Annotated in this window: 21 protein-coding genes; 12 read left to right on the forward strand and 9 right to left on the reverse strand. The window is 68.8% G+C overall.

The genetic code is table 11. The annotated features are described in order from the left end of the window. Positions 1-29 precede the first annotated feature (29 nt). The 3 genes from H074_RS13160 to H074_RS13170 all read right to left on the reverse strand — a co-directional run bounded on the left by H074_RS13160 (position 30) and on the right by H074_RS13170 (position 2759). Positions 30-581, reverse strand: a complete 552-nt coding sequence (locus H074_RS13160; RefSeq protein ID WP_007030533.1) for a ferritin — start codon at positions 579-581, stop codon at positions 30-32. Between the two features lie 155 nt (positions 582-736). After that, entirely contained in the window at positions 737-1948 is a 1212-nt protein-coding gene (locus H074_RS13165; RefSeq protein ID WP_083920412.1) for an arginine deiminase, read from the reverse strand. Between the two features lie 13 nt (positions 1949-1961). Continuing rightward, positions 1962-2759, reverse strand: a complete 798-nt coding sequence (locus H074_RS13170; protein ID WP_007030535.1) for a CPBP family intramembrane glutamic endopeptidase — start codon at positions 2757-2759, stop codon at positions 1962-1964. 23 nt (positions 2760-2782) lie between these two features. On the opposite strand from H074_RS13170, the gene H074_RS13175 reads away from it, so the two are divergent. Continuing rightward, positions 2783-3244 (forward strand): PPOX class F420-dependent oxidoreductase, encoded by a 462-nt coding sequence (locus tag H074_RS13175; protein ID WP_007030536.1) that lies wholly within the window; start codon positions 2783-2785, stop codon positions 3242-3244. On the opposite strand, the gene H074_RS13180 is transcribed toward H074_RS13175, so the two are convergent. Next, a complete protein-coding gene (locus H074_RS13180; protein WP_007030537.1) occupies positions 3241-4032 on the reverse strand; it encodes a DUF2470 domain-containing protein in 792 nt (263 codons plus the stop codon). The genes H074_RS13175 and H074_RS13180 overlap by 4 nt on opposite strands. 93 nt (positions 4033-4125) lie before the next feature. On the opposite strand from H074_RS13180, the gene H074_RS41555 reads away from it, so the two are divergent. Next, positions 4126-4332, forward strand: a complete 207-nt coding sequence (locus H074_RS41555) for a hypothetical protein (RefSeq protein ID WP_235096748.1) — start codon at positions 4126-4128, stop codon at positions 4330-4332. Beyond that, a complete protein-coding gene (locus H074_RS13185; RefSeq protein WP_235096749.1) occupies positions 4329-5132 on the forward strand; it encodes a hypothetical protein in 804 nt (267 codons plus the stop codon). The genes H074_RS41555 and H074_RS13185 overlap by 4 nt, the downstream gene beginning before the upstream one ends. 32 nt (positions 5133-5164) lie before the next feature. On the opposite strand, the gene H074_RS13190 is transcribed toward H074_RS13185, so the two are convergent. From H074_RS13190 to H074_RS13200, 3 genes are all read right to left on the reverse strand, one after another. Next, positions 5165-5908: a hypothetical protein gene (locus H074_RS13190; RefSeq protein WP_007030540.1), complete on the reverse strand. Its 744-nt coding sequence runs from the start codon at positions 5906-5908 to the stop codon at positions 5165-5167. A gap of 11 nt (positions 5909-5919) precedes the next feature. After that, positions 5920-7737 carry a substrate-binding and VWA domain-containing protein gene (locus H074_RS13195; protein WP_007030541.1) on the reverse strand — a complete coding sequence of 606 codons (1818 nt, stop codon included), beginning with the start codon at positions 7735-7737 and terminating at the stop codon, positions 5920-5922. A 190-nt stretch (positions 7738-7927) separates the two neighbouring features. After that, positions 7928-9106, reverse strand: coding sequence for a homogentisate 1,2-dioxygenase (locus H074_RS13200; protein WP_007030542.1), 1179 nt, complete (start codon positions 9104-9106; stop codon positions 7928-7930). A gap of 85 nt (positions 9107-9191) precedes the next feature. On the opposite strand from H074_RS13200, the gene H074_RS13205 reads away from it, so the two are divergent. Together H074_RS13205 and H074_RS13210 are read left to right on the forward strand one after the other, a co-directional pair. Next, the gene (locus tag H074_RS13205) at positions 9192-10046 is read left to right on the forward strand and encodes a hypothetical protein (RefSeq protein ID WP_007030543.1); all 855 of its coding nucleotides are present in this window, start codon (positions 9192-9194) and stop codon (positions 10044-10046) included. Next, positions 10043-10684 (forward strand): IclR family transcriptional regulator, encoded by a 642-nt coding sequence (locus H074_RS13210; RefSeq protein ID WP_007030544.1) that lies wholly within the window; start codon positions 10043-10045, stop codon positions 10682-10684. Before H074_RS13205 ends, H074_RS13210 begins: the two co-directional genes overlap by 4 nt. A gap of 4 nt (positions 10685-10688) precedes the next feature. Here H074_RS13210 and H074_RS13215 read toward each other — a convergent pair whose 3' ends face one another. Together H074_RS13215 and H074_RS13220 are read right to left on the reverse strand one after the other, a co-directional pair. Continuing rightward, the gene (locus H074_RS13215) at positions 10689-11360 is read right to left on the reverse strand and encodes a DUF998 domain-containing protein (RefSeq protein ID WP_007030545.1); all 672 of its coding nucleotides are present in this window, start codon (positions 11358-11360) and stop codon (positions 10689-10691) included. Positions 11361-11448: 88 nt separating this feature from the next. Beyond that, positions 11449-12036, reverse strand: coding sequence for a TMEM165/GDT1 family protein (locus tag H074_RS13220; RefSeq protein ID WP_007030546.1), 588 nt, complete (start codon positions 12034-12036; stop codon positions 11449-11451). Between the two features lie 194 nt (positions 12037-12230). On the opposite strand from H074_RS13220, the gene H074_RS42045 reads away from it, so the two are divergent. From H074_RS42045 to H074_RS13250, 7 genes are all read left to right on the forward strand, one after another. Next, complete coding sequence (locus H074_RS42045) at positions 12231-12365, forward strand: hypothetical protein (protein WP_007030547.1); 135 nt, start codon at positions 12231-12233, stop codon at positions 12363-12365. A gap of 81 nt (positions 12366-12446) precedes the next feature. Then, on the forward strand, positions 12447-13958 hold the full coding sequence (locus H074_RS13225) for a cytochrome ubiquinol oxidase subunit I (RefSeq protein WP_007030548.1): 1512 nt from the start codon (positions 12447-12449) through the stop codon (positions 13956-13958). Between the two features lie 501 nt (positions 13959-14459). Next, positions 14460-15467 (forward strand): cytochrome d ubiquinol oxidase subunit II, encoded by a 1008-nt coding sequence (gene cydB, locus H074_RS13230; protein ID WP_007030549.1) that lies wholly within the window; start codon positions 14460-14462, stop codon positions 15465-15467. Next, positions 15464-18715, forward strand: coding sequence for a thiol reductant ABC exporter subunit CydC (cydC, locus tag H074_RS13235; RefSeq protein ID WP_083920413.1), 3252 nt, complete (start codon positions 15464-15466; stop codon positions 18713-18715). The genes cydB and cydC overlap by 4 nt, the downstream gene beginning before the upstream one ends. A 14-nt stretch (positions 18716-18729) precedes the next feature. Then, a complete protein-coding gene (locus tag H074_RS13240; protein WP_007030551.1) occupies positions 18730-19875 on the forward strand; it encodes a GAF domain-containing sensor histidine kinase in 1146 nt (381 codons plus the stop codon). 133 nt (positions 19876-20008) lie between these two features. Beyond that, on the forward strand, positions 20009-20620 hold the full coding sequence (locus tag H074_RS13245; RefSeq protein WP_007030552.1) for an excalibur calcium-binding domain-containing protein: 612 nt from the start codon (positions 20009-20011) through the stop codon (positions 20618-20620). A gap of 2 nt (positions 20621-20622) precedes the next feature. Then, positions 20623-21255, forward strand: a complete 633-nt coding sequence (locus tag H074_RS13250) for a class F sortase (protein ID WP_051071933.1) — start codon at positions 20623-20625, stop codon at positions 21253-21255. Positions 21256-21344 lie beyond the last annotated feature (89 nt).

Raw genomic sequence — 21344 nt, forward strand, 5'->3', positions numbered from 1 at the left:
TTCCCGTGGTGGGAGCGTTGGTCAGTGCGTCAGAGCGCGCCGCCGGCGACCGGGGGCATCCCCGAGTCGGCGCCGCTGTCCCCGACGGACTCGCGGTGCAGGTGGTTTTCCACCTCGAACAGGTTGCCGTCGGCTCGTTTGACGATGTTGAGCAGGGTGGACATCTGGGAGATCTCCTCGACCTGCTCCTTGAGGAACCACTGCGTGAACTGCTCGCCGATGTAGTCCTCTTCGGCGCGGGCGGCCTTGGCCAGCTGCTGGATGTCGGTCGCGACGTCCTTCTCCTGCTGCAGCGCGAGCTCGATGAGCTCACGGACGTCGGAGAAGTCGTTGCGCACGTCGCCGGTGCCGGGGATCTCCACGTGGTGGTCGGTGTCCAGCATGTACTGGACCAGCGCCATCGCGTGGTTCCGCTCCTCGACGGACTGCTTGTAGAAGTGCTTCGCGAGCTGCGGAAGGTCCTCGGCGTCGAACCAGACCGCCAGCGCGATGTACTGCTGGGAGGCGTTGAACTCGTTGTGGATCTGCGCCTGCAGCAGTTCGTAGAACTTCGAGCGCGGTTGCTTCTTGGTGAGGGCCATGTGTTCGACGATACGTCATGTCCCTATTTGATTTCCACTTTTCCCTGGTGATCTCCCCCCTATTAGGTTACCATTCCCAACAATAGGTTCACCTCAATTAAGTAAGCCTTCCCTAATCAAAGGAAATCAATTAGGGAAGGCTTACTTTATTTGTTTCAGATGCTTTCGCGGCGGATCGGGCACGACATGCAACGCGGCCCGCCGCGGCCGGAGCCCAGCTCGGAGCCGGCGATGGCCAGTACCTCGATACCGGCGTCCGCCAAGCGCGCGTTGGTTTCCACATTGCGTTCGTACCCGACGACGACACCGGGCGCGAGTGCGAGGGTGTTGTTCCCGTCGTCCCATTGCTCGCGTTCCGCGGTGACCGGATCGAGCCCGGTGTCGATGACGCGGAGCCGGTCGATTCCCATTGCCGCGGCGGCCGCGGTGAGGAATGGGGCCGGGCCTTCCACCTTCACGGAACCGTCGTCGGTGGGTCGCATCGTGAACGCGGTCAGTGAATCGCGGGAAAGCGGATACATGACGACGGCGTCGGCCGCGACCATCGTGCAGACGGTGTCCAGATGCATGGTCGCGCGGGTCTGCTGGATCGGGACGGCGAGCACGGTGTGCGCGATCCCGTCGGCGAACACCGAGCGCGCCAGCGACTCCGCGCCCGCCGCGGTCGTCCGCTCGCCGACGCCGATGGCCAGGACACCCGGCGAGAGCAGCATGACGTCGCCGCCCTCGATCGGCGCCGAATGCGCGCCGTAAGCGCGGGACGCGTGGCGGAACCACGGGTGGTAGGCGTAGATGAGGTCCAGCACCGCGGTCTCACGGACGCGGGCGGGCATGGTGAGCGAGGAGACCGCGACCCGGTCGCCGATCCACGCCGACGAGTCACGGGTGAACAGCAGGTTCGGCAGCGGATCGACGGCGAAGTCGTTCGGATGGTTCATCAGCCGGACCAGCGAGGCGCCTTCGGCCGCGGGCAGTTCCTCGAAGGTCATGCCCGCCATCAGGACCTCGGCCAGCGTCGCCGGGGAGATGCTCGACAGATGGGAACGGAGCGAATCGGCCAGGTCGGGTCCCAGTCGCCGCTCGTCGACAGCCGCGTGTACGCCGGCCGCGTGGGCACGGGTGTCCGAGAGCGCCGTGCGCAGCGCGTCGGCCAGCAGCAGCACCTCGACGCCGCGGCCGCGCAGCACCTCGGCGAACGCGTCGTGCTCCTCCTGGGCGCGGTCCACCCAGGGGATGGAATCGAACAGGAGCTGGTCGTTGTTGCGAGGCGTGAGCCTTTTGAGCTCGTTGCCGGGCCTGTGCAGCAGCACCGCACGCAGGGGGCCGACTTCGCTGTCAACTCGGGGTGGAGTCGTCTCGTCAATCACCGGTTCACACTAGCTAGGGAAGCCAGGAAACTCGCCCTTTGAGCAGCGCGTATCCGACGAAGGAGACGAAATCCAGCGCGGTGTGCGCGGCGATCAGCGGCCACAGCCGGTTCGTCTTCTGCCACAGCCTGCCGAACACCAGGCCCATCACGACGTTGCCGACGAAACCGCCGAAACCCTGATACAGGTGATACGACCCGCGAAGCACCGAAGACGCGACCAGCGAGGTGTTCTCGCGCCAGCCGAGTTGCCGCAGCCGGGTCAGCAGGTACGCGACGACGAGCACCTCTTCGGCGAACGCGTTCCCGAAGGCCGACAACGTCAGCGTGATCGGACGCCACCACGTCTCGCCCAAAGTGGACGGTTGTACCGACAGGCTGAACCCGAGGCTGTAGGAGAGGAAGTACAGCCCCAGTCCCGGAATCCCGATCACCGCGGCGAGCAGGAGCCCATGGACGACGTCGCGGCCGGGACGTCGCTTGTCGAGGCCGACCTCCGCGAGCTTCATCCCGCCGCGCCACAACAGGTACAGCCCGAGCGCGCCCCAGCCGACCAGCTGGCCGGCGCTCAGGAGCTGCTTGAGCAGGTCGACCAGGCTCAGCGTCGCCTGGGGAACGTTCAACTGGGCCTGCTGCCGCGCCAGCGGCACCGGCTGCAGCAGCGAGTCCACAAGGGACAGCAGACTGCGCAGCCCGGACAGGCCGAGGGTGATTCCGAAGACGACGACCAGTTCGATGACGATCGCGCGGCGGCGCGCCGGATCTTCCACGAATTCCGGCAGCGCCGGGCGTTCGGGACGCAGCCAGCTCATCCCGCACAAGCTACCGTCGAGTCATGCCAAGGAGCATCGCGACCAACGAAACCGTCGACCGTGCCGCGCTCGTCGACTTCCTGTCCACTCGCCACCGCGCCATCCTGATGACCACCAAGGCCGACGGCGGCCCCCAGCTTTCCCCGGTGACCTGCGGAGTCGACGCGGAAGGCCGCCTGGTCATCTCGACGTATCCGAAGCGCGCGAAGGTCGTCAACGTGCGACGCGAACCGAAAGTGTCCGCCTGTGTCCTCTCCGACGAGTGGAACGACCAATGGGTCCAGTTGAACGGCACCGCCGAGGTGCTCGACCTGCCTGATTCGGTCGAGCCGCTCGTCGACTACTACCGCGCGATCTCCGGCGAGCATCCCGACTGGGACGAGTACCGCGAAGCGATGGTGAAGCAGGGCAAGAGCATCATCCGCGTCACCATCGAGTCGTGGGGCCCGATCGCCAAGGGCGGATTCCCGGCCGAGCTGGCCTAACCCTGGGGAAAGTACGGGCAGCCGACGAGACGGCGGATCTCGCCGCTCAGCTGCTGCGGCCCTTCGACCGGACGCGAGAACGCGAGCCGGACGTCGTGGTCGCCGGAGTCGGCCTCGACCCGCAGCCGCAGTCCGTAGCGGTCCAGCCCGAGCGGCCGGATCCAGCCGCCCCGCAGTTCGGCGGGCACGTGTTTGGCGAGCTGCCGGACGACGTCGGCGTGGTCGGTCTCCAGATGCCGCAGCCACGCGGCCTCGTAGTCGTGGAACGGATCCGGCGGCGCGGCGCTGAACATATGCGGCCGGAGCGAGTGCGTGCCCTCGGCGTCGGCGAGCACCAGCGACGCCGGGGTCAGCCTCAGCAGCGTCAGGCCGTGTCCGACGTCCAGCAGCCGCTCGTCCGGCCGGGTTTCCGCGATGGAGACCGCGCGGGCGCGCGCCGAGACCTCGGAGAGCGGCCGGAGCCAGCCCGTGATCCACAGCAATCCGCGGATGGGTTCACGCAGGTCGACCGGCGCCTGATCGGTCAGTTCGACCATCACCGCGAGCTCGCCGCGTTGTGCCTCGTGCGCGCGTTTCACCAGGTGGTGCTCGTCCGGCAGCAGAACGCTGACGCTGCCGCTCGGATGCACGTGGTGCAGCTCGGGGATGACACGGCCGTACTGTCCTTGCTGGTCACGCTGCTCGGCGGTCGGCATCAGCGTCGCCGGCCCGTTGCGGGTGGCGATCGTCTTCGCGCGTTCCGCGGGGTTCGGCGCCGGCGGGCGGCGGATGGACGTCGGTGTGGTCACGGCTCACCTCCTGGTTAGGTGAGCCTAACCTGATCTCGCCTGGGGTGGAAGTAGGCTGGATCACGTCTCACCGCACACGTATACGTTGACCAGGTGGAAGACCACAGAATCCGGGTGCTCGAACCACCCGAAGGGATTCCGGCGAAGAACATGCCGGTCCTGACACCCCTTCTCGACCGCAACACCGTGACCGCCGGGACGATGGCCATCGCGACCGGGCTGCTCGCGGTGCTGGGCGTCGTGATCGCGGTGTCCGGGGATACGGGGTCGCCGCGCCCTTGGCCCTCCTCGTCTTCATGACACCGTCTTCGCTCTACTTCGGCTACTCCGCCCTTGCCGGATCCTCCTCGATGCGGAAGCTGGCGGACAAGCCGTTCCGCCTGGTGAGCGGGCTGGACGGCGCTCTCGTCGCCGGTGCGCGAGTGAGTGTTCCGCTGGACGGCCGGTGGCTCGTCGTGCGGTTGCCCGCCCCGCTCAGGGCGCAACTCGCCGCCCAGCGACGACTCTGGGTGCTCGGCCGGTTCGTCATGCTCCCCGGTGTCGTCGTCCCGCGTCGCGGCGCGTTCCGCGACACCCCGGTGAAGGGTTCGGTCCCGTTCGCCGCGGAAGCGGTGTCGCCGGGACGGATGCTGGCGATCCAACGCCGATTCCTGTCGGCGTACTACTTTTTCAGCGTCGCGATGCTGCTCGTCATGAGCGCGTTCGGCCTCTGGACGGCGGCGGACTATCCGCGGCGGGACAGCGTCCTGGTGGAATGCGCGTGGTTTTTCGGCATCGGCTGCGGCATCGGTGCCATAGGACTCGCCCTCGCCGCGGTGCTGCTGCTCAGGAGACTCCCCGAGCCGACGTGGACCGAACTCGCCGTCGTGCCGGGGCCGGCGTCGATCAACCTCTTCGGCATGGTCACCGTGAAGGGCCGGACGGTCCTGCCCGACGGTCGCGAAGTCACCGTCCAGGCCGGGGGCTCGGATCCGTCGCTGGCCGCGAACATCGCCGCGACCGGACGGCTTTGGGTGCTAGGCGTGCCCGTGGCAGGGAAGATGGCGAAGGCCGGAGTGCCAGGGCACGCGGTTTTCGGGCCGGTCAAGTTCGGCTCGTGAGCGGTAAGGACGGTTCTAACCGTCTTTACCACTCACGAGGCTCGCCAGCGCCTCGTCGCTTCCTCGGTCTCCACGACACCCCGCCGGATCCCTTCCAGCTGCTCGCCCAGCTCGCCGATCGTGGTGGTGTCGAGCAGCGAATCGCCGGTGGCGGCCGACAGTTCGGCCGCCCTGGCGACCAGGCCGTCGAGTCCGAGCGCGCCGGATCGCAGCTGTGCCAGCAGTTTCCGCCGCGCGTTCGAAAGCCGCGCGTGCACGTCTTCCTGTGCCTGCACCGCTTCGAGAGACTGGGTCAGGTCGCCGCGGATGTCGTCGTCGGCGGTCTTCAATTCCTTCCGCAGCCGGGCTTTCTCGGCCGACACCGCGCCGAGGTCCACACGCGTCAGCGCCTTCCCGGTGGCGGACGTACGGGTGGCCAGCCGCCGGAGGGTGTCGACGGTTTCCCGCACCACCGGTTCCATGTCGGCCACCCGGTCGGCGAGCGGGCCGGTGTCGAGCGAAGCGGAGATCGCGCGGAAGCCGTCGGCCGCGGCTTCCGCGCGCCGCAGCCAATCCGCCTCGGGCGAGCCCGGCTCGACGTCGGGAAGCGGTCGTTCTTCGAGCTCTGACACGGGTTTCGGCCGCGTGGCGGCGGCGATCCCGGCGCGGGCGGTCAGCACGGTCACACCGACGCCGAGTGCGGCGAGCACCGGTAGTTGCACCGCCCAGGCCGCACCCGCCGACGTCGCCGCGAGGAGCAGTCCCCACGGCTCACCCAGCTCACGGACGAAACGCATATCCGAGGATCTCAGAAATTCGAGATCACGGCGGTGAAGACCTGGTCGATCGAGTCCGGCCGGGACGAGTCGTACCCGACGCCCTGTGTGGTCTCGGCGATCTCCTTGAGCACGTCCAAGTCCGCGTCGGAACCGTAGGCGATGGTGAACAGCCGCACCGCCTCGCCGCCGCCCTCGGTCCGCAACCGTCCGACGAGGTTCGGCAGATCGATCCCGCCCGGATCCTCGTTCCGGCCGTCGGTGAGCACGACGACCGCGTTGATCGCGTTCGGATCCAGCCGCTGCTTCATGAACTCGTAGGCGGCCAGCGACGAGTCGTAGAGCCCCGTCCCGTTCTGCGGGGTCAGCCCGTTCAGCCGCGACGCCAGCTCCTGCCTGCCCGGCTCGCCGCCGATCGGCGACACCGGCCGGAGTTCCCGGAAGTCCTTGTCGCCGTCCAGTTTCGTCGAGAACATCCACAGCCCGACCTTGTCCGCGTCGCTGAACTGCGGCAACGACGCCACGGCCGCCTGCTTCGCGAGATCCATCTTGTTCTTCCCGGTCCCGCTGACGCCGTCACCCATCGAACCGGAGACGTCGACGACCAGCAGCACGTTCGCCTTCTTCCGCAGGTCCTTCCACGACTTCAGCACCTCGGTCAGCACCGGCGGGCTCGGCGGGCGGATCAGGTTGAGCTTCGAGTCCGGCTCCGCGCCGTTCTCCTTCGTGGTCTGCGACCCGGGTTTGCCGTCGAACGTGCGGAAGCCGATGTCGCTGAACTTCTGCTGCGCTTCGGCGCCGCGCAGATGCGCGAGGAAGTCCGCCGCGACCTGTTTGTGGAGGTCGTCGGCCCAGTTCAGCACGGTGAACGGGTGGTCGGAGTCGAGCGTTCCGTCGCTCGGGTAGATCCCGACGAGCGGCACCTTCGGCGGCGCGTGCTGCCCGCGTTTCGCCGGATCGTTCGTGGGATCGCCCTGGTTGTAACCGACGAGCGAGTTCTCCTCGACCGTCACCGCCGAGATGTACGACATCGCGGCGCCGCGGTCGTCGGCCTTCTGCAGGTTCGTCAGGAAGGTCAGCGTGTTGTCGCCGTAGTGGACGATGGCCTGCTCGACGTTCTGCACGAACGTCCGCGCCTCCGGCTTCGCGAGCGCGTTCGCGGTGAGGTCCGAAGACGTGCCCGTCGCCGCGTAGTAGGCACCGATGGTGGCGTTGAGGCCGGACGTCGAGATGTTCGGATTCGTCTTGCCCAGCCGGAACTTCCCCCACTCCGGGTGGCCGTACTTCGCCCAGCCCTGCGGATCCGTGGCGAGCGCGGCGAGATCCTTCCAGCCGATGCCCTTGCCCGGCCAGCCGAGCGCCTCGGCCATCGGTTTCGGCATCGCGACGACCAGCGGCGCGTTCGCGACCGATTCCGGTTCACCCTCGGGCACCAGGGCGGGGTGATCGGAGCCGGTGAGGTTCTGGCGCAACAGGTTCACCCAGCCGGACGCGGCGGGGGTCCAGACGTCCGGTCGCGGGCCGTCCACCGCCTCGTTCCAGCCGCGCGACAGCGCCTGCATGGCGGTGCCGGAGGACTTCGACCGCACGAGCACATCGACGCAGCGTCCGGCCACCGTGCGTCCGCTGTACCCCTTGGCGATCTCGGCGACCACGCCCGCCTTCTCCGGCGAGGACGACACCTGCAGCTTGACCGCGTCACCCGTCGTGCACTTCGCTTCCGCGGCTTCCTCACCGGAGTCGCTCGTGAGCGCGCGCAAACCGACGATCAGGCCGATGGCGACCACCGCCGCGGCCACGAACGCCAGGACCTTGCGGCCGCCGCGGGACTGCTGAGGATTCACGACCATGGAGAACCTCCGCCGGTGAGGAACACCGATTATCCGGAGGTTTCGCCTTGCCAGGCTTGGTGTTGCCGAACCGTTGCGGCCATGGCGGTACTTATCCCGCCACGTTCCCCGCAATCAGTCACCTACTTGCGTGGGCGCCTGCCGGTGCACCTCTCCGAACGCCGCAAGTAGGTGACTGATTGCGTGGTCGTCAGGCGCCGGGGCCCCGGCCGGACCAGGTCCACGCGTAGCGGTGGTCCTCTGACGCGTCGGCCGCCTCGCCGAGATCCAGCGGCGCGAAGGTGTCCACCATGACCGCGGTCTCGTCGAAGAACTGCGCCCCGATCGACGCCTCCGCCGCCCCGGGCTGCGGCCCGTGCGTGAAGCCGGACGGGTGCAGGGAAAGCGAGCCGACCTCGATCCCGGAACCCTTGCGCGCCTCGTAGTTCCCGCGGACGTAGAACATCAGCTCGTCCGAGTCGACGTTCGCGTGGTTGTACGGCACCGGGATCGACTCGGGGTGGTAGTCGACCTTGCGCGGGCAGAACGAGCAGACCACGAAGTTCGGGCCCTCGAACGTCTGGTGCACGGGCGGCGGCTGATGCACGCGGCCGGTGATGGGCTCGAAGTCGTCGATGTTGAACGCCCACGGATACAGGCAGCCGTCCCAGCCGACGACGTCGAACGGGTGGGTCGCGTAGGTGTAGCGCGTCAGCCCGGCGCGGTGCCGCACGAGGACCTCGACGTCGGTGCCGTCGACGACCAGCGGTTCGGACGGGCCGCGGATGTCGCGTTCGCAGTACGGCGAGTGCTCCAGGAACTGGCCCTTCGCCGACAGGTACCGCTTCGGCGGGCCGATGTGGCCGCGCGCCTCGATGGTCAGCAGTTTGACCCCGCCGTCGTCGTCGTGCGGGAGCACGCGATAGGTGCACGACGTCGGGATGACGAGATAGTCGCCGTCACCGACCTCCAGGGAGCCGTAGATCGTCTCGACGGTCGCGCTGCCGCCCTGGACGTAGAAGAGCTCGTCGCCCGCCGCGTTGCGGTACAGCGGCGAAGGCCGGGTCGCGTGGACGAAGCCGATGGTGACGTCGGCGTTGCCGAACAGCCGCCGCCGGTCGGTGACCGCGTCGGCGTCGCCGAACTTGAGGTCCTGGGTCTTGAAGGCACGGGGTTTGAGCGGGTGGTTCGGGGTGATCGGACCGCGTTCGTCCTCGATCGCCACGGCGTCGACGATCGCGGTGGGCAGCCCGCGGTGATAGAGCAGCGCCGAGTCCGCCGAGAAGCCCTCGACACCCATCAGTTCCTCGGCGTACAGGCCGCCGTCGGGCTTGCGGAATGCCGTGTGGCGCTTGTGCGGGATCTCGCCTACCTGCCGGTAGTAAGGCATCGGAATCTCCCCGGAACGTGTCCGTTGTGCGAACGATTTTGTCCTGATGTCGTACGCTACTAGCGTGTCAGTCGTGTCAAGCGCTGTGGAACTCACGCCACCCGGCCCCCGAGGAATCCCTCCCCTGTTCGCGCGGCTCGTCGACGACTCGGCGTTGTTCCCGCCCGGTGAGGCGTCCATGCCCGAAGCGCTGCGTGCGCACTTCGCGTCGAGGGCCGGTGAGCACTCCGGCGTCCTCGGCGTGTTCCTGTGCCAGGCGTCGCGGCTGCCCGAGCTCATCACCGAACTCATCAAGATCAAACCCAAGGAACCGCTGCCGCTGTCGCTGATCATCGACACCGGCCTCGGCGGGGTCCCGAAGGCGATCTCGATCGTCGAATCGCGCAGCGAGATCCTCAGCCTGCGCATGGTGGAGATGCCGGCGCCGTCGGACGTCGACGAGGTCTGGCTGGAGCGCGTCTCCGAGTTCGTGCCCGAGGACGTCATCCGCGTGGTCGAACCGCGGCGCGGCGTCGGCTGGCTGGACGGTGTGCGGAAGGTGATCGAGCACGGCAGCTGGCCGAAGATCCGCTGCGGCGGCAAGGCGGGCGAGAACTTCCCCAGCGTCGACGAGGTCGCCGACTTCCTCGCGGTGGTCAGCGGCTCGACCGGGGCGTCGTTCAAGGCGACGAACAGCCTGCACCGCGCCGTCCGGCACACCGAGGAGTCGAGCGGCTTCACCCACCACGGGTTCCTGAACCTGATCGTGGCGTCCGCGCGCTGCCTTTCGGGTGGCGACGTTCGTGCCGCTCTCGAATCGACCGACGGCGCCGCGCTGGCCGCCGAGGCCAAGGGGATGTCGGAGCCGGCCGCGAAGGCCGTGCGCGGGCTCTTCGCCTCGTACGCGGCGGCCTCGTTCGACGAGCCGGTCGCCGACCTCGGGGAACTCGGACTCTTGTGACGCGCGAAGGGTCGCTGACCCTGGACAGAGGGCTGGCGCTGCTCCAAGCGGTCGCGGACGCCGGTGGCGAGGCGGCGACGATCTCCGAACTCGCCGTCGCCATCGGCGCGAGCCGGGCCGCCGTCTACCGGCTGCTCGTCCCCCTGTCCGAACGCGGCCTGGTGTGGCGCGACGGCAACAAGGTAAGGCTGGGTGTCGGCCTGCTCCGGCTCGCCGGGCAGGTCCTCCCGCAGCTGCGCGAGGCCGCGAGGCCGGTCCTGCGTGAGCTGGCGGAGAAGGTCGGCGCGACGGCGCACCTGTCGGTCGCACAGGGGGACCAGGCACAGGCCGTCGCGGTCGTCGAACCGTCGTGGACGAGCTTCCACGTCGCCTATCGCGTCGGCACCCGCCATCCGCTGTCCGCCGGCGCGGCGGGCAAAGCGATGACGCTGCGCCCCGGCGGCGGCGAAGGCTGGGTCACCTCGTCCGGTGAACTGGAGGCGGGTGCGTCCGGGGTCGCCGCACCCGTGCGCGGGGTGCCGGGTTTGAAGGCCAGCCTCGGCGTCGTGTCCCTCGAACCGCTGGACGCCTCCGTGGTGGGCCCTGCGGTCATGGCGGCCGCCGTCCGGCTGGCCGAGGTGCTGAAACAGCCCGAATAGCGCGTCAGCGGTGGCTGAGCAGCGGGCGCACCATGGTCGCCAGCAGGGTGAGGTCCACCGCGAACAGCAGCCGCTCGAACAGGCCGAGCGTGACCTCCTGGTGCGACGGGCCGGTGAGCATCGTCCAGACGAATCCGCCGAGCACGACCACCACCGCGGCGAAGCTGGCCACCGACAGCCGCCGGATCGTCGTGCGGCGCGGCTCCCACGGGCAGCGCGCGCGGCCAGGGCGGGTCAGCACCCAGGCGGCGGCGGGAAGCGCGAGGAAGGCCGCCAGCGCCGCGTAGTTGTGGATCTGCCCGGCCAGCGAACGGGCCTGGCCTTCGGGGTCGACGGGGACGAGCGCGAGGACGAACAGCCCGGTGCACCACACGCCGAGCAGGACGAGAACGGACTCGTATCCGCTGCGGTGCGCCTTCGCGATCCCGCCGAGCAGGGCGAGCGAACCGAACCCCAGCGCCAGGCACATCGCGCCGAACAGCGGGGCCGCCGTCGAACCGGGCGAGAGGTAGCCGTAGACGTACTCGGACAGCGTCTGCCAGATCGGGCTGACCTGGCTGGACAACCTCAGGTGCAGGTCGATGGAGATGGCGACGGCGACGGCCATGCCGAAGATCGCGAGCCTGCCGTGCACGGGGGAGACGGCACGGGCCGCGAGGGTCTTCGGCGAGGTCACGACCGGTTTCTCCAGGCACGTCGGGGTGGGTGTTCACCTTTTCGTTCCCGAAAGGTTACCCGGCGAACCTGTGAAAACCCCGTGCGCCTCAGAACGCGAGCTGGGCCAGCGCGAACAGCGAGAACCCGGCGAAGACGAATCCCGCCACGCGCTGGATGAGCTTGGGACGGATCCGGCTACGGACCTTCGCGCCGATGAAGACGGCGAGACCGGCGACGGCGACCAGCGCGACGAAGGAGCCGAGGGCGACAGCGAACGGGTTGCCGAAGCGTGCCGTGAGGCTGGCCGTCGCGAGCTGGGACGCGTCGCCCCACTCGGCGGCGAACAGCACGCCGAACGACGTCAGCGCGGACCGGAGGAAGGTCGCGGGACCGGGGCCGGAACGCGAGGCGTCCTCTCCGCCGTCCTTGCCGGGGCTGAACCCTTCGCGAAGGAGCATGTACGCGCCGATGCCGAACATCGTGGCGACGATGACGGTCACCAGCGTCTCCGGAAGCAAGGTGAGCACACTGCCGAAGGTGGCGGCGATCGCGCATTGCACGGCGAACGCGGCGGTGACCCCGACGAATACCGGCCACGCGCGGAAACGGGTGGTGAGAACCAGGGTGGCGACGAGGGTCTTGTCCGGCAGCTCCACGACCAGTACCAGGCCGAATGCACTGATCAAAGCCAGCATCGCGCTAGACATGATGGTTCTTCACCCCTTTCACTGCAACGATAAAGGGGCAATTAAGAGAAAGGCAAGCTGATCGCTTTTCCGAATCGCGCGGCATGTGCGGGCGAATTGTATTTCTTGGCGGGGCGGAATTGTCTTTTCGGTGAGCCGAATTCTTTTTTCAGGCCTCACTGGCAGTGTGTCAGCAGTACAAAGTGGACACCCATTTGGAGGTGACCGTCCGGGATGGACAGCCGGTGAACCCGGTCACGGGGACCAACTGGGAAGGCGCCGGCGTGCGGCGGCAGGTCGCCGACGAGGCGCGGCTCACACTCGCGGGCCTCGGCTGACCAGGGCGCGGGACCTACGTCCCGGCAAGATCGGGACCACTTGAACTGGCGAGCTCATCGGGCGTTGAGCAGGCTTGAGGGGTGGAAGTTCTCGATCTCGCTCGGTGGCAGTTCGGCATCACCACCGTCTATCACTTCCTGATGGTCCCGCTGACCATCGGGCTTTCGGTCCTGGTCGCCGGGATGCAGACGGCCTGGGTCCGCACGGGTGATCAGCGGTACCTGAAGATGACCAAGTTCTGGGGGAAACTCCTGCTGGTCAACTTCGCGATGGGTGTGGTCACCGGCATCGTGCAGGAGTTCCAGTTCGGGATGAACTGGAGCGCGTACTCGCGCTTCGTCGGTGACGTGTTCGGCGCGCCGCTGGCGATGGAAGGGCTCGTCGCGTTCTTCGTCGAGTCGACCTTCCTCGGACTGTGGATCTTCGGCTGGGGCAAGCTGCCGAAGAAGGTCCACCTGGCGTGCGCGTGGGCGTATTCACTGGCGACCGTGGCGTCCGCGTACTTCATCCTGGCGGCGAACTCGTGGATGCAGCATCCGGTCGGGGTCGAGTTCGTCGACGGGAAGCCGACGATGAACTCGATCTGGGCGGTGCTGACGAACAACACGGCGCTGGCCGCGATCCCGCACACGCTCGCGGGCGCGTTTTCGGTGGCGGCGGCGTTCCTGGTCGGCGTGGCGGGCTGGCAGCTGTGGCGCAAGCGTGCGGAGGACGACGAGCACCGCGCGGTGTGGCGTTCGTCGTTGCGTCTCGGCGGCTGGACCGGTGTGGTGGCGTTCGCGGTGCTGGCGATCACCGGCGACATGCAGGGCAAGCTGATGTTCGAGCAGCAGCCGATGAAGATGGCTTCGGCGGAAGCGTTGTGCCACACGGAGAAACCGGCGAGCTTCTCGATCATCGCGATCGGCGACGTCCGGAACGCGAACTGCGAGGACGTCAAGACGTTCAGCGTGCCCGCGTTGCTCTCGTTCTTGGCGCACAACGACTTCTCGACCGAGGTCAAGGGTGTCGAGAACCTGGTGACCGAGTACCAGGCGAAGTACGGCACGAACTACCCGGACGACCCGCAGCTCGGTTCGCTCGCGGGCAAGCCGATCGACTACGTGCCGAGCCTGCCGGTGACCTATTGGGGCTTCCGCGCGATGATCGGCTTCGGCGCGATCTCGGCCGGGATCGGGGTGCTCGCGCTGTGGCTGACCCGGCGCGGGCGGATGCCCGGGCAACGCTGGTTCCCGTGGCTCGTGCTCGGCGGGATCGCGACCCCGTTCATCGGCAACAGCGCCGGCTGGATCTTCACCGAAATGGGTCGTCAGCCGTTCGTGGTGGTGCCGAACCCGACCGGTGTCGACGGGGTGTGGATGTTCACCGCGCAGGCGGTCTCGAAGTTGTCCACAGGCGAGGTCTGGACGTCGTTGATCGCTTTGACGACCGTCTACGCGGTGCTCGGCTTGGTCGAGGTCTACCTGATGCGCAAGTACGTCCGAGGCGGCGTCGACGCCGTCATGCCACCCAAGAAACCGGCCTCGAGCAGCAAGAACAGCGATTCCGAAGGCGGTGACGGCGACGATGAAGCGCTGGCCTTCGCCTACTGATCGCCTCTTGACCTCACCAACCCAGCCCCCCGCCCTTCCCGGGGGACGGCCCCGCACCCAGCGTATCGGGGGTATCGCTCAGGCGGGTTACCCACAGCCGATCTGTGGACAACTTGAGCGGTTGTGGATAACTCACGGCTACGAGGGTTTGAGGGGCCGGTTTGAGTGCCTTGGTGGGGTAGGGAGTGTCGCGAAAGCCACTTTCGCGACGTTGGATGTCCCGAAAGTGGCTTTCGCGACACGTCACGCGGCGTCGGCGGGGAAGGGCAGTCAGCGGCAGGGCGGCCCGGTGCGGGAAGCGGAAGGGCTGCGGGCTGAAGGGGCCCTTCGCCGCATCGCACGCAGCGAAGGTTCCCTTCACCGCATCGCACGCAGCGAAGGTTCCCTTCCCCGCCGACGCCGCGTCGCATGCGGCGAAAGCGTCCTCCAGCCCTCCAAAGCCTCCGAAGCACTCGAAGCGTCTGAAGCACGCGAAGTGAACAAAGCAAGCAGGAGTGCCCGATGACCCTCGAAACGATCTGGTTCTGCGTCATCGCGCTGTTCTGGCTCGGCTACCTCTTCCTCGAAGGCTTCGACTTCGGCGTCGGCATGCTCATGCCGGTCCTCGCGAAGGACAACACCGAACGCCGCGTCATGGTCAACACGATCGGCCCGGTCTGGGACGGCAACGAGGTCTGGCTGATCGTCGCGGGCGGCGCTATGTTCGCCGCGTTCCCCGGCTGGTACGCGTCGCTCTTCTCGGCCGCGTATCTCCCGCTTCTGGTGGTCCTGCTCGCCCTCATCGGCCGCGGCGTCGCGTTCGAGTACCGCGGCAAGGTCGACTCCGACCGCTGGCGCCGCAACTGGGACCGCGTCATCGGCATCGGCTCGTGGATCCCGCCGTTCGGTGTCGGCCTGCTCCTCGCGACCACCGTCCTCGGCCTTCCGCTCGACGCCGACGGCGACCGGGTCGGCGGCCCGCTCGCCGCGGTCCGGTTCGAAACCCTGCTCGGCGCGATCGCGGTCGTCGGGTTCTCGCTGGTGCACGGCGCCGCGTTCCTCGCCCTCAAGACCGAAGGCGACCTCCGGCACCGCGCGCGGAACCTGGCCACCCGTCTGCTCCCGGTCGCGCTCCTGCCGCTGCTGGCGTTCCTCGTCGTCGTGCAACTGCGCTCGGGCGACCTGTGGACGCTGTTGCTCATCGGTGTCGCCGTGATCGCGGCGGTCCTCGCGTGGTTCAAGATCCGCATGGGCCGCGAAGGGCAGGCGTTCGCCGCGCTCGGCGGCGTCATCGCGGCGTCCGCGGTCGCGATCTTCGTCGCGCTGTACCCGAACGTGCTCCCGTCCACTTTGGACGCAGCCGACACGCTGACGATCGCGGGCGAGGCGTCGAGCCCGTACACCCTGACCGTGATGACCTGGGTCGCGCTGTTCGGCGCGCCCGCCGTCCTGATCTACCAGGGCTGGACGTACTGGGTGTTCCGCAAGCGCATCGGCACCCGGCACATCCCACCGGTGCACGCACCATGACCGAACTTCCCGGCCGCGACACCCTTTCCGCCACGGAGTCCACAATGGACCCAGCGCGACCGGGGAAGGGTCCGCTCGGCGCGCTCGCCCCGCTTTCGAGTGCGGCGCGCCGGGCGTTGATCCTCAGCGGGATCCTTTCCTTCGTCAACGCGGTTTTGCTGGTGGGACAGGCGTTCCTGCTGGCAGACGTCCTCTCCGCGGTCGTCCGCGGAACACCGGGGGACCGCACCGCCCAGCTGGCCGTGCTGCTCGCGCTCGTCGCGGGACGCGCGGTGACCGGCTGGGCGGTGCGGACGGTTTCCGTTCGCGCGGCCGCCCGCGCGAAGGAGGAACTGCGCGCCAAAGCCCTCGACCACGCCTTGAAACTCGGCCCGGAATGGATCGCGCGCCGCGGTCACGGCGAGCTGACGTCGTTGACCACCAAGGGCCTCGACGCGCTCGACGCCTACTTCACCCAGTATCTCCCGGCATTGGTGACCGCCGCGATCGTGCCACTCGCCGCCGGCGTCGCGATCCTGTTCGCCGACTGGCCGTCGGCCGTGCTCGTCGTGATCACCGTGCCGTTGGTGCCGCTTTTCGCCATCCTGATCGGCAAGCACACCGCCGAGCGAGTCGCCGAAGCCGCCGACGCCGAGCAACGCCTGTCGGGGCATCTGCTGGAACTCGTCCGCGCGCTGCCGATCCTCAGCGCGTTCCGCCGCGCCGGCGCGCAAGCCGAGACGGTGCGGAAGATCTCCGAACGTCATCGCCGCACGACACTCAAGACGTTGAAGGTCGCGTTCGCGTCGGCGTTCGCACTGGAACTGATCGCGACGCTTTCGGTCGCGCTGGTCGCGGTCGTCATCGGCGTCCGGCTGGTCTCCGGCGAACTGTCGCTGGTCATCGGGCTCGGCGTGCTGATCCTCGTACCGGAGTGCTACCAGCCGCTGCGCGCGGTCGGTGCCGCGTTCCATGCGAGCGAGGACGGCGTCGAGGCCGTGCGCCGGGTCGCGGACGTGCTCGCGGAACCCTTGCCGCCCCACGGTTCCGAGACACCGGCCAAGGGCGAGATCCACGTCGGCGGACTGCGCGTCGCCAGGCGCGGCGGATTCGCGCCCGACGGCGAGACGTTCAGCGTCCGGCCCGGTGAGATCACCTGGTTGCGCGCGCCCAGCGGCGGCGGCAAGTCGACGACGCTCGCCACCCTGCTCGGCTTCGTGCAGACCGCCGACGGGACGATCACCGTCGGCGGTACCGACCTCGCCGACGCCGATCTGGAGAGGTGGCGCGAGAACGTCGCCTGGGTGCCGCAGTCGCCGGTGTTCGGCGGGAGCACGGTCCGCGACGAGGTCGGTGCCGAAAACATCCTCGGCGAACTCGGGCTGACCGGCCTCGCCGGACGGCCGGTTTCGAAGCTGTCGCAGGGACAACGGCAGCGCGTCGCGGTGGCGCGGGCGCTGGTGCGCGTCCGGTCGGGCGCGTGGCTGCTCCTGCTCGACGAACCCACCGCTCATCTCGACGAGGTCAACGCCGCGCTCGTCATGACCGCGGTCCACGAGGCCGTCGACAACGGCGCCGCCGCGATCATCGCCGCACACGAACGCGGCTCCGGTGTCGACATGCCGACCATCGCGACGGCCGAAGCCGGAGTCGTGGAAGAAGCGCGGTCGGTCCGGCCACTGCCCTGGCGTGACCTGCTCCACCCCCGGTTCTTCGGTGGCGGGCTGCTCGGCGCCGCCGCCTTGCTCGCCGGGGTCGCGCTGACCGCGCTTTCGGGCTGGCTGATCGCCAAGGCGTCGCAACAGCCGCCGATCCTGACCTTGACGGTGCTGATCGTCGGCGTGCGGACGTTCGGCCTCGGCCGCGCGGGGCTGCGGTACCTCGAACGGCTGGTGACGCACGACGCCGCGTTCCGGATCGCCGGAAGTCTGCGTGTCCGGCTGTGGGAGTCGCTGGTGCGGCTCGGACCGGCACGAGCGCTTCGGGCGGGCGAGGAGCAGCGACGGCTGGTCGGCGACACCGACACCGTGCGTGACCTGCTCCCGCGGGTGATCACGCCTCTGGTCGTGGTCGCGTTGGTGGCCGTCGGCGCCGTCGCGGTCCAGGCCGCCGTGCTGCCCGAAGCCGGACTCGCGCTGGCCGCGGCCGTGCTGGTCAGCGCGTTCGCGCCGCTGCTCGCGCTCCGGGCGGAACGCCGCGCGACCAGTGCGCTGGCCGCCGGACGGCGTTCGGTGTCGGCGCAGGTGCTGAGCCTGTTCGAAGGCGCCGCCGAACTGATCGCGTACGGGGTCGACAAAGAGCGACGTCGCCGAATCGCCACGACGGACGCCGCACTGACCGCCGAAGCCCGGCGACAGGCTTTCGGCGCCGGCGCGGCCGACGCCCTGATCATCCTGGCGACGGGGGCCGCCACCGTCGCGAGCACCGGGTTCGCCGTGAGCGCCGTCGCCGCCGGCGCGCTGAACCCGGTGCTCGCGCCCGTGGTCGCCCTGGTGCCGCTCGCGCTGGCGGAGGTTCTCTCCCTTCTTCCGCCCGCCGCGCAGCACTGGGACACCCTGCGCCAGGCCCGTCTGCGCCTCGCCGAGTGTCAGGAAAGGGTCGTCCAGGTCGAAGAACGTCAGGAACGCTCCTTTCCCGGCGCCGGCGGGGTGCGGATCCGGAACGCCGATCTCGGCTGGCCCGGCACGGAGCACCCGGTCCTCACCGGGGTCGATCTCGACATCGCACCCGGTACGCACGTCGCCGTCATCGGCCCGAGCGGCGCCGGGAAGTCGACGCTGGTCGCCGCCTTGCTCGGCTTCCTCGAGCCGAGCAAGGGCGCCGTCGACGCTCCCGAGAACGTCGCCTGGGCGCCGCAGGAACCGATGCTCGTCTCGACCACGGTCGCCGAGAACCTGCGCCTCGCCAAGCCGTCGGCGTCCGAAGCCGATCTGCGAAAAGCCCTGTATCAGGCCGTTCTCGAGGACGTCGAGATCAGCACGATGCTGGACAGCGCGGGAGCCGGGCTTTCGGGCGGGCAGGCGCAGCGGGTCGCGCTGGCGCGGGCCGTGCTCGGCGCCGAGCGAGCCGACCTCGTCCTGCTCGACGAGCCCACCGCCCACCTCGACGAACCGACCGCGCGCACCGTCCGCGAACGGCTCGGCGAGGCGCTCGCCGGGAAGACCGTCGTCCACGTCACGCACCACGCCGCCGAAGCCGACGACGCGGACGTGATCCTGGAGGTGCGAGAGGGTCGCGTCACAGCGCGCGCACTGGCCGGAGCCGACTAATGTCGATAGCGCTCATGGATCCCACGCTTGCCGCGCGCGCACTGTCCGCCGCCACTGAGATCACCGGCACCGCCTTGTCCGGCGACGACCCCGGCGACGTGCTGGAGACCGTGGTCGCCCGCGCCGTCGAACTGGCCGAGGCCGACCTCGGTCTCGTCATGGTGCGCGCGGACGACGGCCAGGTGGTCGCCGAGGCCGCGCACGGGGCCACCACACAGGGTCTTCGAGGACTCGCCTTTTCCGCCGATTCCGCCGCGGGCCAGGTCGCCCGCGGTGGGGAACCGGTGGTCAGCGAGGACTTCACCGTCGATCCCCGCACGGCGCCGTTCGTGCCGCCGGAGCTCAAGGGCTTCGGACCTTTCGCCGCTTCGGCGTTCGGCGCGGGCGGGCGCGTCCTCGGCGCGCTCACCGTGTACCGCCGCCACGGCGGGGACCCGTTCTCCGCCAGTACGGTCGAGGTGCTCACCGCCTTCGCGGCGCAGGCGGGCGTCGTGCTCGCGCTCGCGGAAGGCGCCAACGCCCGGCACCGCGTGACCCTCTACCAAGAGCGCGAACGCATCGCGCGCGAATTGCACGACGTCATCGTGCAGCGTCTCTACGGCGCCGGGATGCAGCTCGACCGGGTCCGCAAGAACATGCGGAAACGCTTCGCGCAGGCCGACGGCGCGCGGCTGTCCGAGGCGATCGATCAGCTCGACCAGACCATCGAAGAGATCCGGGGCACCGTGCGCGCCCTGCGCAGCCCCGAACCCGCGAACGAGACGGTCACCGCCACCGATCTCGCCGAGTCCGCACGCGGCGAGGTGCGCATCGCGGGCGAGCTACTCGGCTATCCGCCGACCCTCGAACTGTCGGGAGAACTGGCCGACATCCCCGCCGAACAGGCGGACCACATCCGCGCCGCCCTTCGCGAAGCATTGTCCAATGTGGTCAGACACTCTGGTGCGAGCGAAACCCGTGTGACGCTCAGCCGTGACGCGGAAGGCGTCAAACTCCGGGTGCGGGACAACGGATCCGGGGTCCCGCAGGGGGTCGCGAAACGCGGTCTCCGTCATCTCGCCGAACGCGCGACGACGTCCGGCGGACGCTTTTCGATCAATTCTTCGCCGAGCCTGGGTACTTTGGTCGCTTTCGACGTTCCACTTGATCAAACCGTGTGAAATTAACGGTCGGCGTCGCACAATCAAGCGACAGTTCGTGTTCTCGGATTAATCCGTAACGGCCGGGGCCGGTGCGCGATTGTAAGTGCATCGAACGCGCTCCGAGCGCGGATTCCCAGCGAAAGGACTACACATGTCCTCGGTTCGTCGCGCCCTCGGTATGGCAGCGATCATCACCGGGTTCTCCCTGTTCGGCCCGGCTTCCGTCGCTTTCGCGCTGGCGGGGGCGCCCGCGATCGCCGATCTGGACTGCCGTGACTTCCGGTATCAGGAAGACGCGCAGGCCGTGCTCGACAAAGATCGATCCGATCCGCATCGCCTGGATGACGACAACGACGGAATCGCCTGTGAAACGCTTCCCAAGCGTGGAACGCCGCCGGCCAAGACGATCGCACCCACTCTTCCGCCGATCACCACGGAAACGCGGGCCCCGCAATTCGCCGACAAGGATTGCGCCGATTTCCCCTCGCAAGCCGCCGCGCAGGCCGAGCTCAAGAAGAACCCGCGAGACCCGCACAAGCTCGATGGTGATCACGACGGCTACGCCTGCGAGTCCCGGTTCGGCGAGCCCGCGAACTCCGGACAGGTGAAGGTCAAGCCCGTGGGCGGTGTCGCGACCGGCGGCGGGGAACCCGTCGAAGCCAACGGCGGCCTCCTGGAGATCGCCGCGGTCGCGCTGACCGGTGCCGCCCTGTTGACCGCGTCGACCGCGGGCGCGTCCCTGATTCTCCGGCGGCGTGCCTAGTGATGACCGGGGCTTTCCGGCGCCGGCGGCCGTTTCCGCTGGTCATCGGCACGCTCATCGGGGTGGTGCTCGCGACCGCGCTGTCCGCGTGCGCCGTCGGTGTATCGGGCAGGATCGTGTCACCGCCGTCGCCCTCGACGGTGTCCGCGGTGGCGCCTTCGCCCACCACGGTCTCGCCGCTCCCGCCCGCGAGACCGGCGAGACTCGAGATCCCGGCGATCGGGGTCCGCACCGGGGAGATCGTCGACCTCGGCCTGGCCGGTGACGGCACCTTGCAGGTGCCGGACGACGCGATCACCACCGGCTGGTTCACCGGCGGCCCGGCACCCGGTGAGGTCGGGCCCGCCGTCCTCGCCGGGCACGTCGACTACAAGAAGGTCCCCGGTGTCTTCGTCCGGCTCAAGGAACTGGAGACCGGTGACGAAGCCATCGTCCACCGCGAGGACGGCGTCACCGCGGTGTTCACCGTGTACGCCGTCGAACGGCATCCGAAGGCGTCCTTCCCCACGGAGAAGGTCTACGGCGACACGACCGGACCCGAACTGCGGCTGATCACCTGTGGCGGGGATTTCGACTCCTCCACCGGCAACTACCTCGACAACGTGGTCGCCTTCGCGAAACTGACCCGCACGTAGATTCTCCGGAGGCCACGCACCACGTCGACCGCCTGGTGGGCGGAGGACGACTACTTCCACAATCGGCAGGTCGTGACTCTCGCCGGGAA

Source organism: Amycolatopsis decaplanina DSM 44594 (genome assembly GCF_000342005.1).
In the GTDB taxonomy this organism is placed as follows: Bacteria; Actinomycetota; Actinomycetes; order Mycobacteriales; family Pseudonocardiaceae; genus Amycolatopsis; species Amycolatopsis decaplanina.

What these genes read in the sequence shown, in the direction of transcription:
- H074_RS13160 (WP_007030533.1), bottom strand. Translation starts at nt 581, where the DNA reads ATGGCCCTCACCAAGAAGCAACCGCGCTCGAAGTTCTACGAACTGCTG.
- H074_RS13170 (WP_007030535.1), bottom strand. Translation starts at nt 2,759, where the DNA reads ATGAGCTGGCTGCGTCCCGAACGCCCGGCGCTGCCGGAATTCGTGGAA.
- H074_RS13175 (WP_007030536.1), top strand. Translation starts at nt 2,783, where the DNA reads ATGCCAAGGAGCATCGCGACCAACGAAACCGTCGACCGTGCCGCGCTC.
- H074_RS13185 (WP_235096749.1), top strand. Translation starts at nt 4,329, where the DNA reads ATGACACCGTCTTCGCTCTACTTCGGCTACTCCGCCCTTGCCGGATCC.
- H074_RS13190 (WP_007030540.1), bottom strand. Translation starts at nt 5,908, where the DNA reads ATGCGTTTCGTCCGTGAGCTGGGTGAGCCGTGGGGACTGCTCCTCGCG.
- H074_RS13195 (WP_007030541.1), bottom strand. Translation starts at nt 7,737, where the DNA reads ATGGTCGTGAATCCTCAGCAGTCCCGCGGCGGCCGCAAGGTCCTGGCG.
- H074_RS13200 (WP_007030542.1), bottom strand. Translation starts at nt 9,106, where the DNA reads ATGCCTTACTACCGGCAGGTAGGCGAGATCCCGCACAAGCGCCACACG.
- H074_RS13220 (WP_007030546.1), bottom strand. Translation starts at nt 12,036, where the DNA reads ATGCTGGCTTTGATCAGTGCATTCGGCCTGGTACTGGTCGTGGAGCTG.
- cydB (WP_007030549.1), top strand. Translation starts at nt 14,460, where the DNA reads ATGACCCTCGAAACGATCTGGTTCTGCGTCATCGCGCTGTTCTGGCTC.
- cydC (WP_083920413.1), top strand. Translation starts at nt 15,464, where the DNA reads ATGACCGAACTTCCCGGCCGCGACACCCTTTCCGCCACGGAGTCCACA.
- H074_RS13240 (WP_007030551.1), top strand. Translation starts at nt 18,730, where the DNA reads ATGGATCCCACGCTTGCCGCGCGCGCACTGTCCGCCGCCACTGAGATC.
- H074_RS13245 (WP_007030552.1), top strand. Translation starts at nt 20,009, where the DNA reads ATGTCCTCGGTTCGTCGCGCCCTCGGTATGGCAGCGATCATCACCGGG.
- H074_RS13250 (WP_051071933.1), top strand. Translation starts at nt 20,623, where the DNA reads ATGACCGGGGCTTTCCGGCGCCGGCGGCCGTTTCCGCTGGTCATCGGC.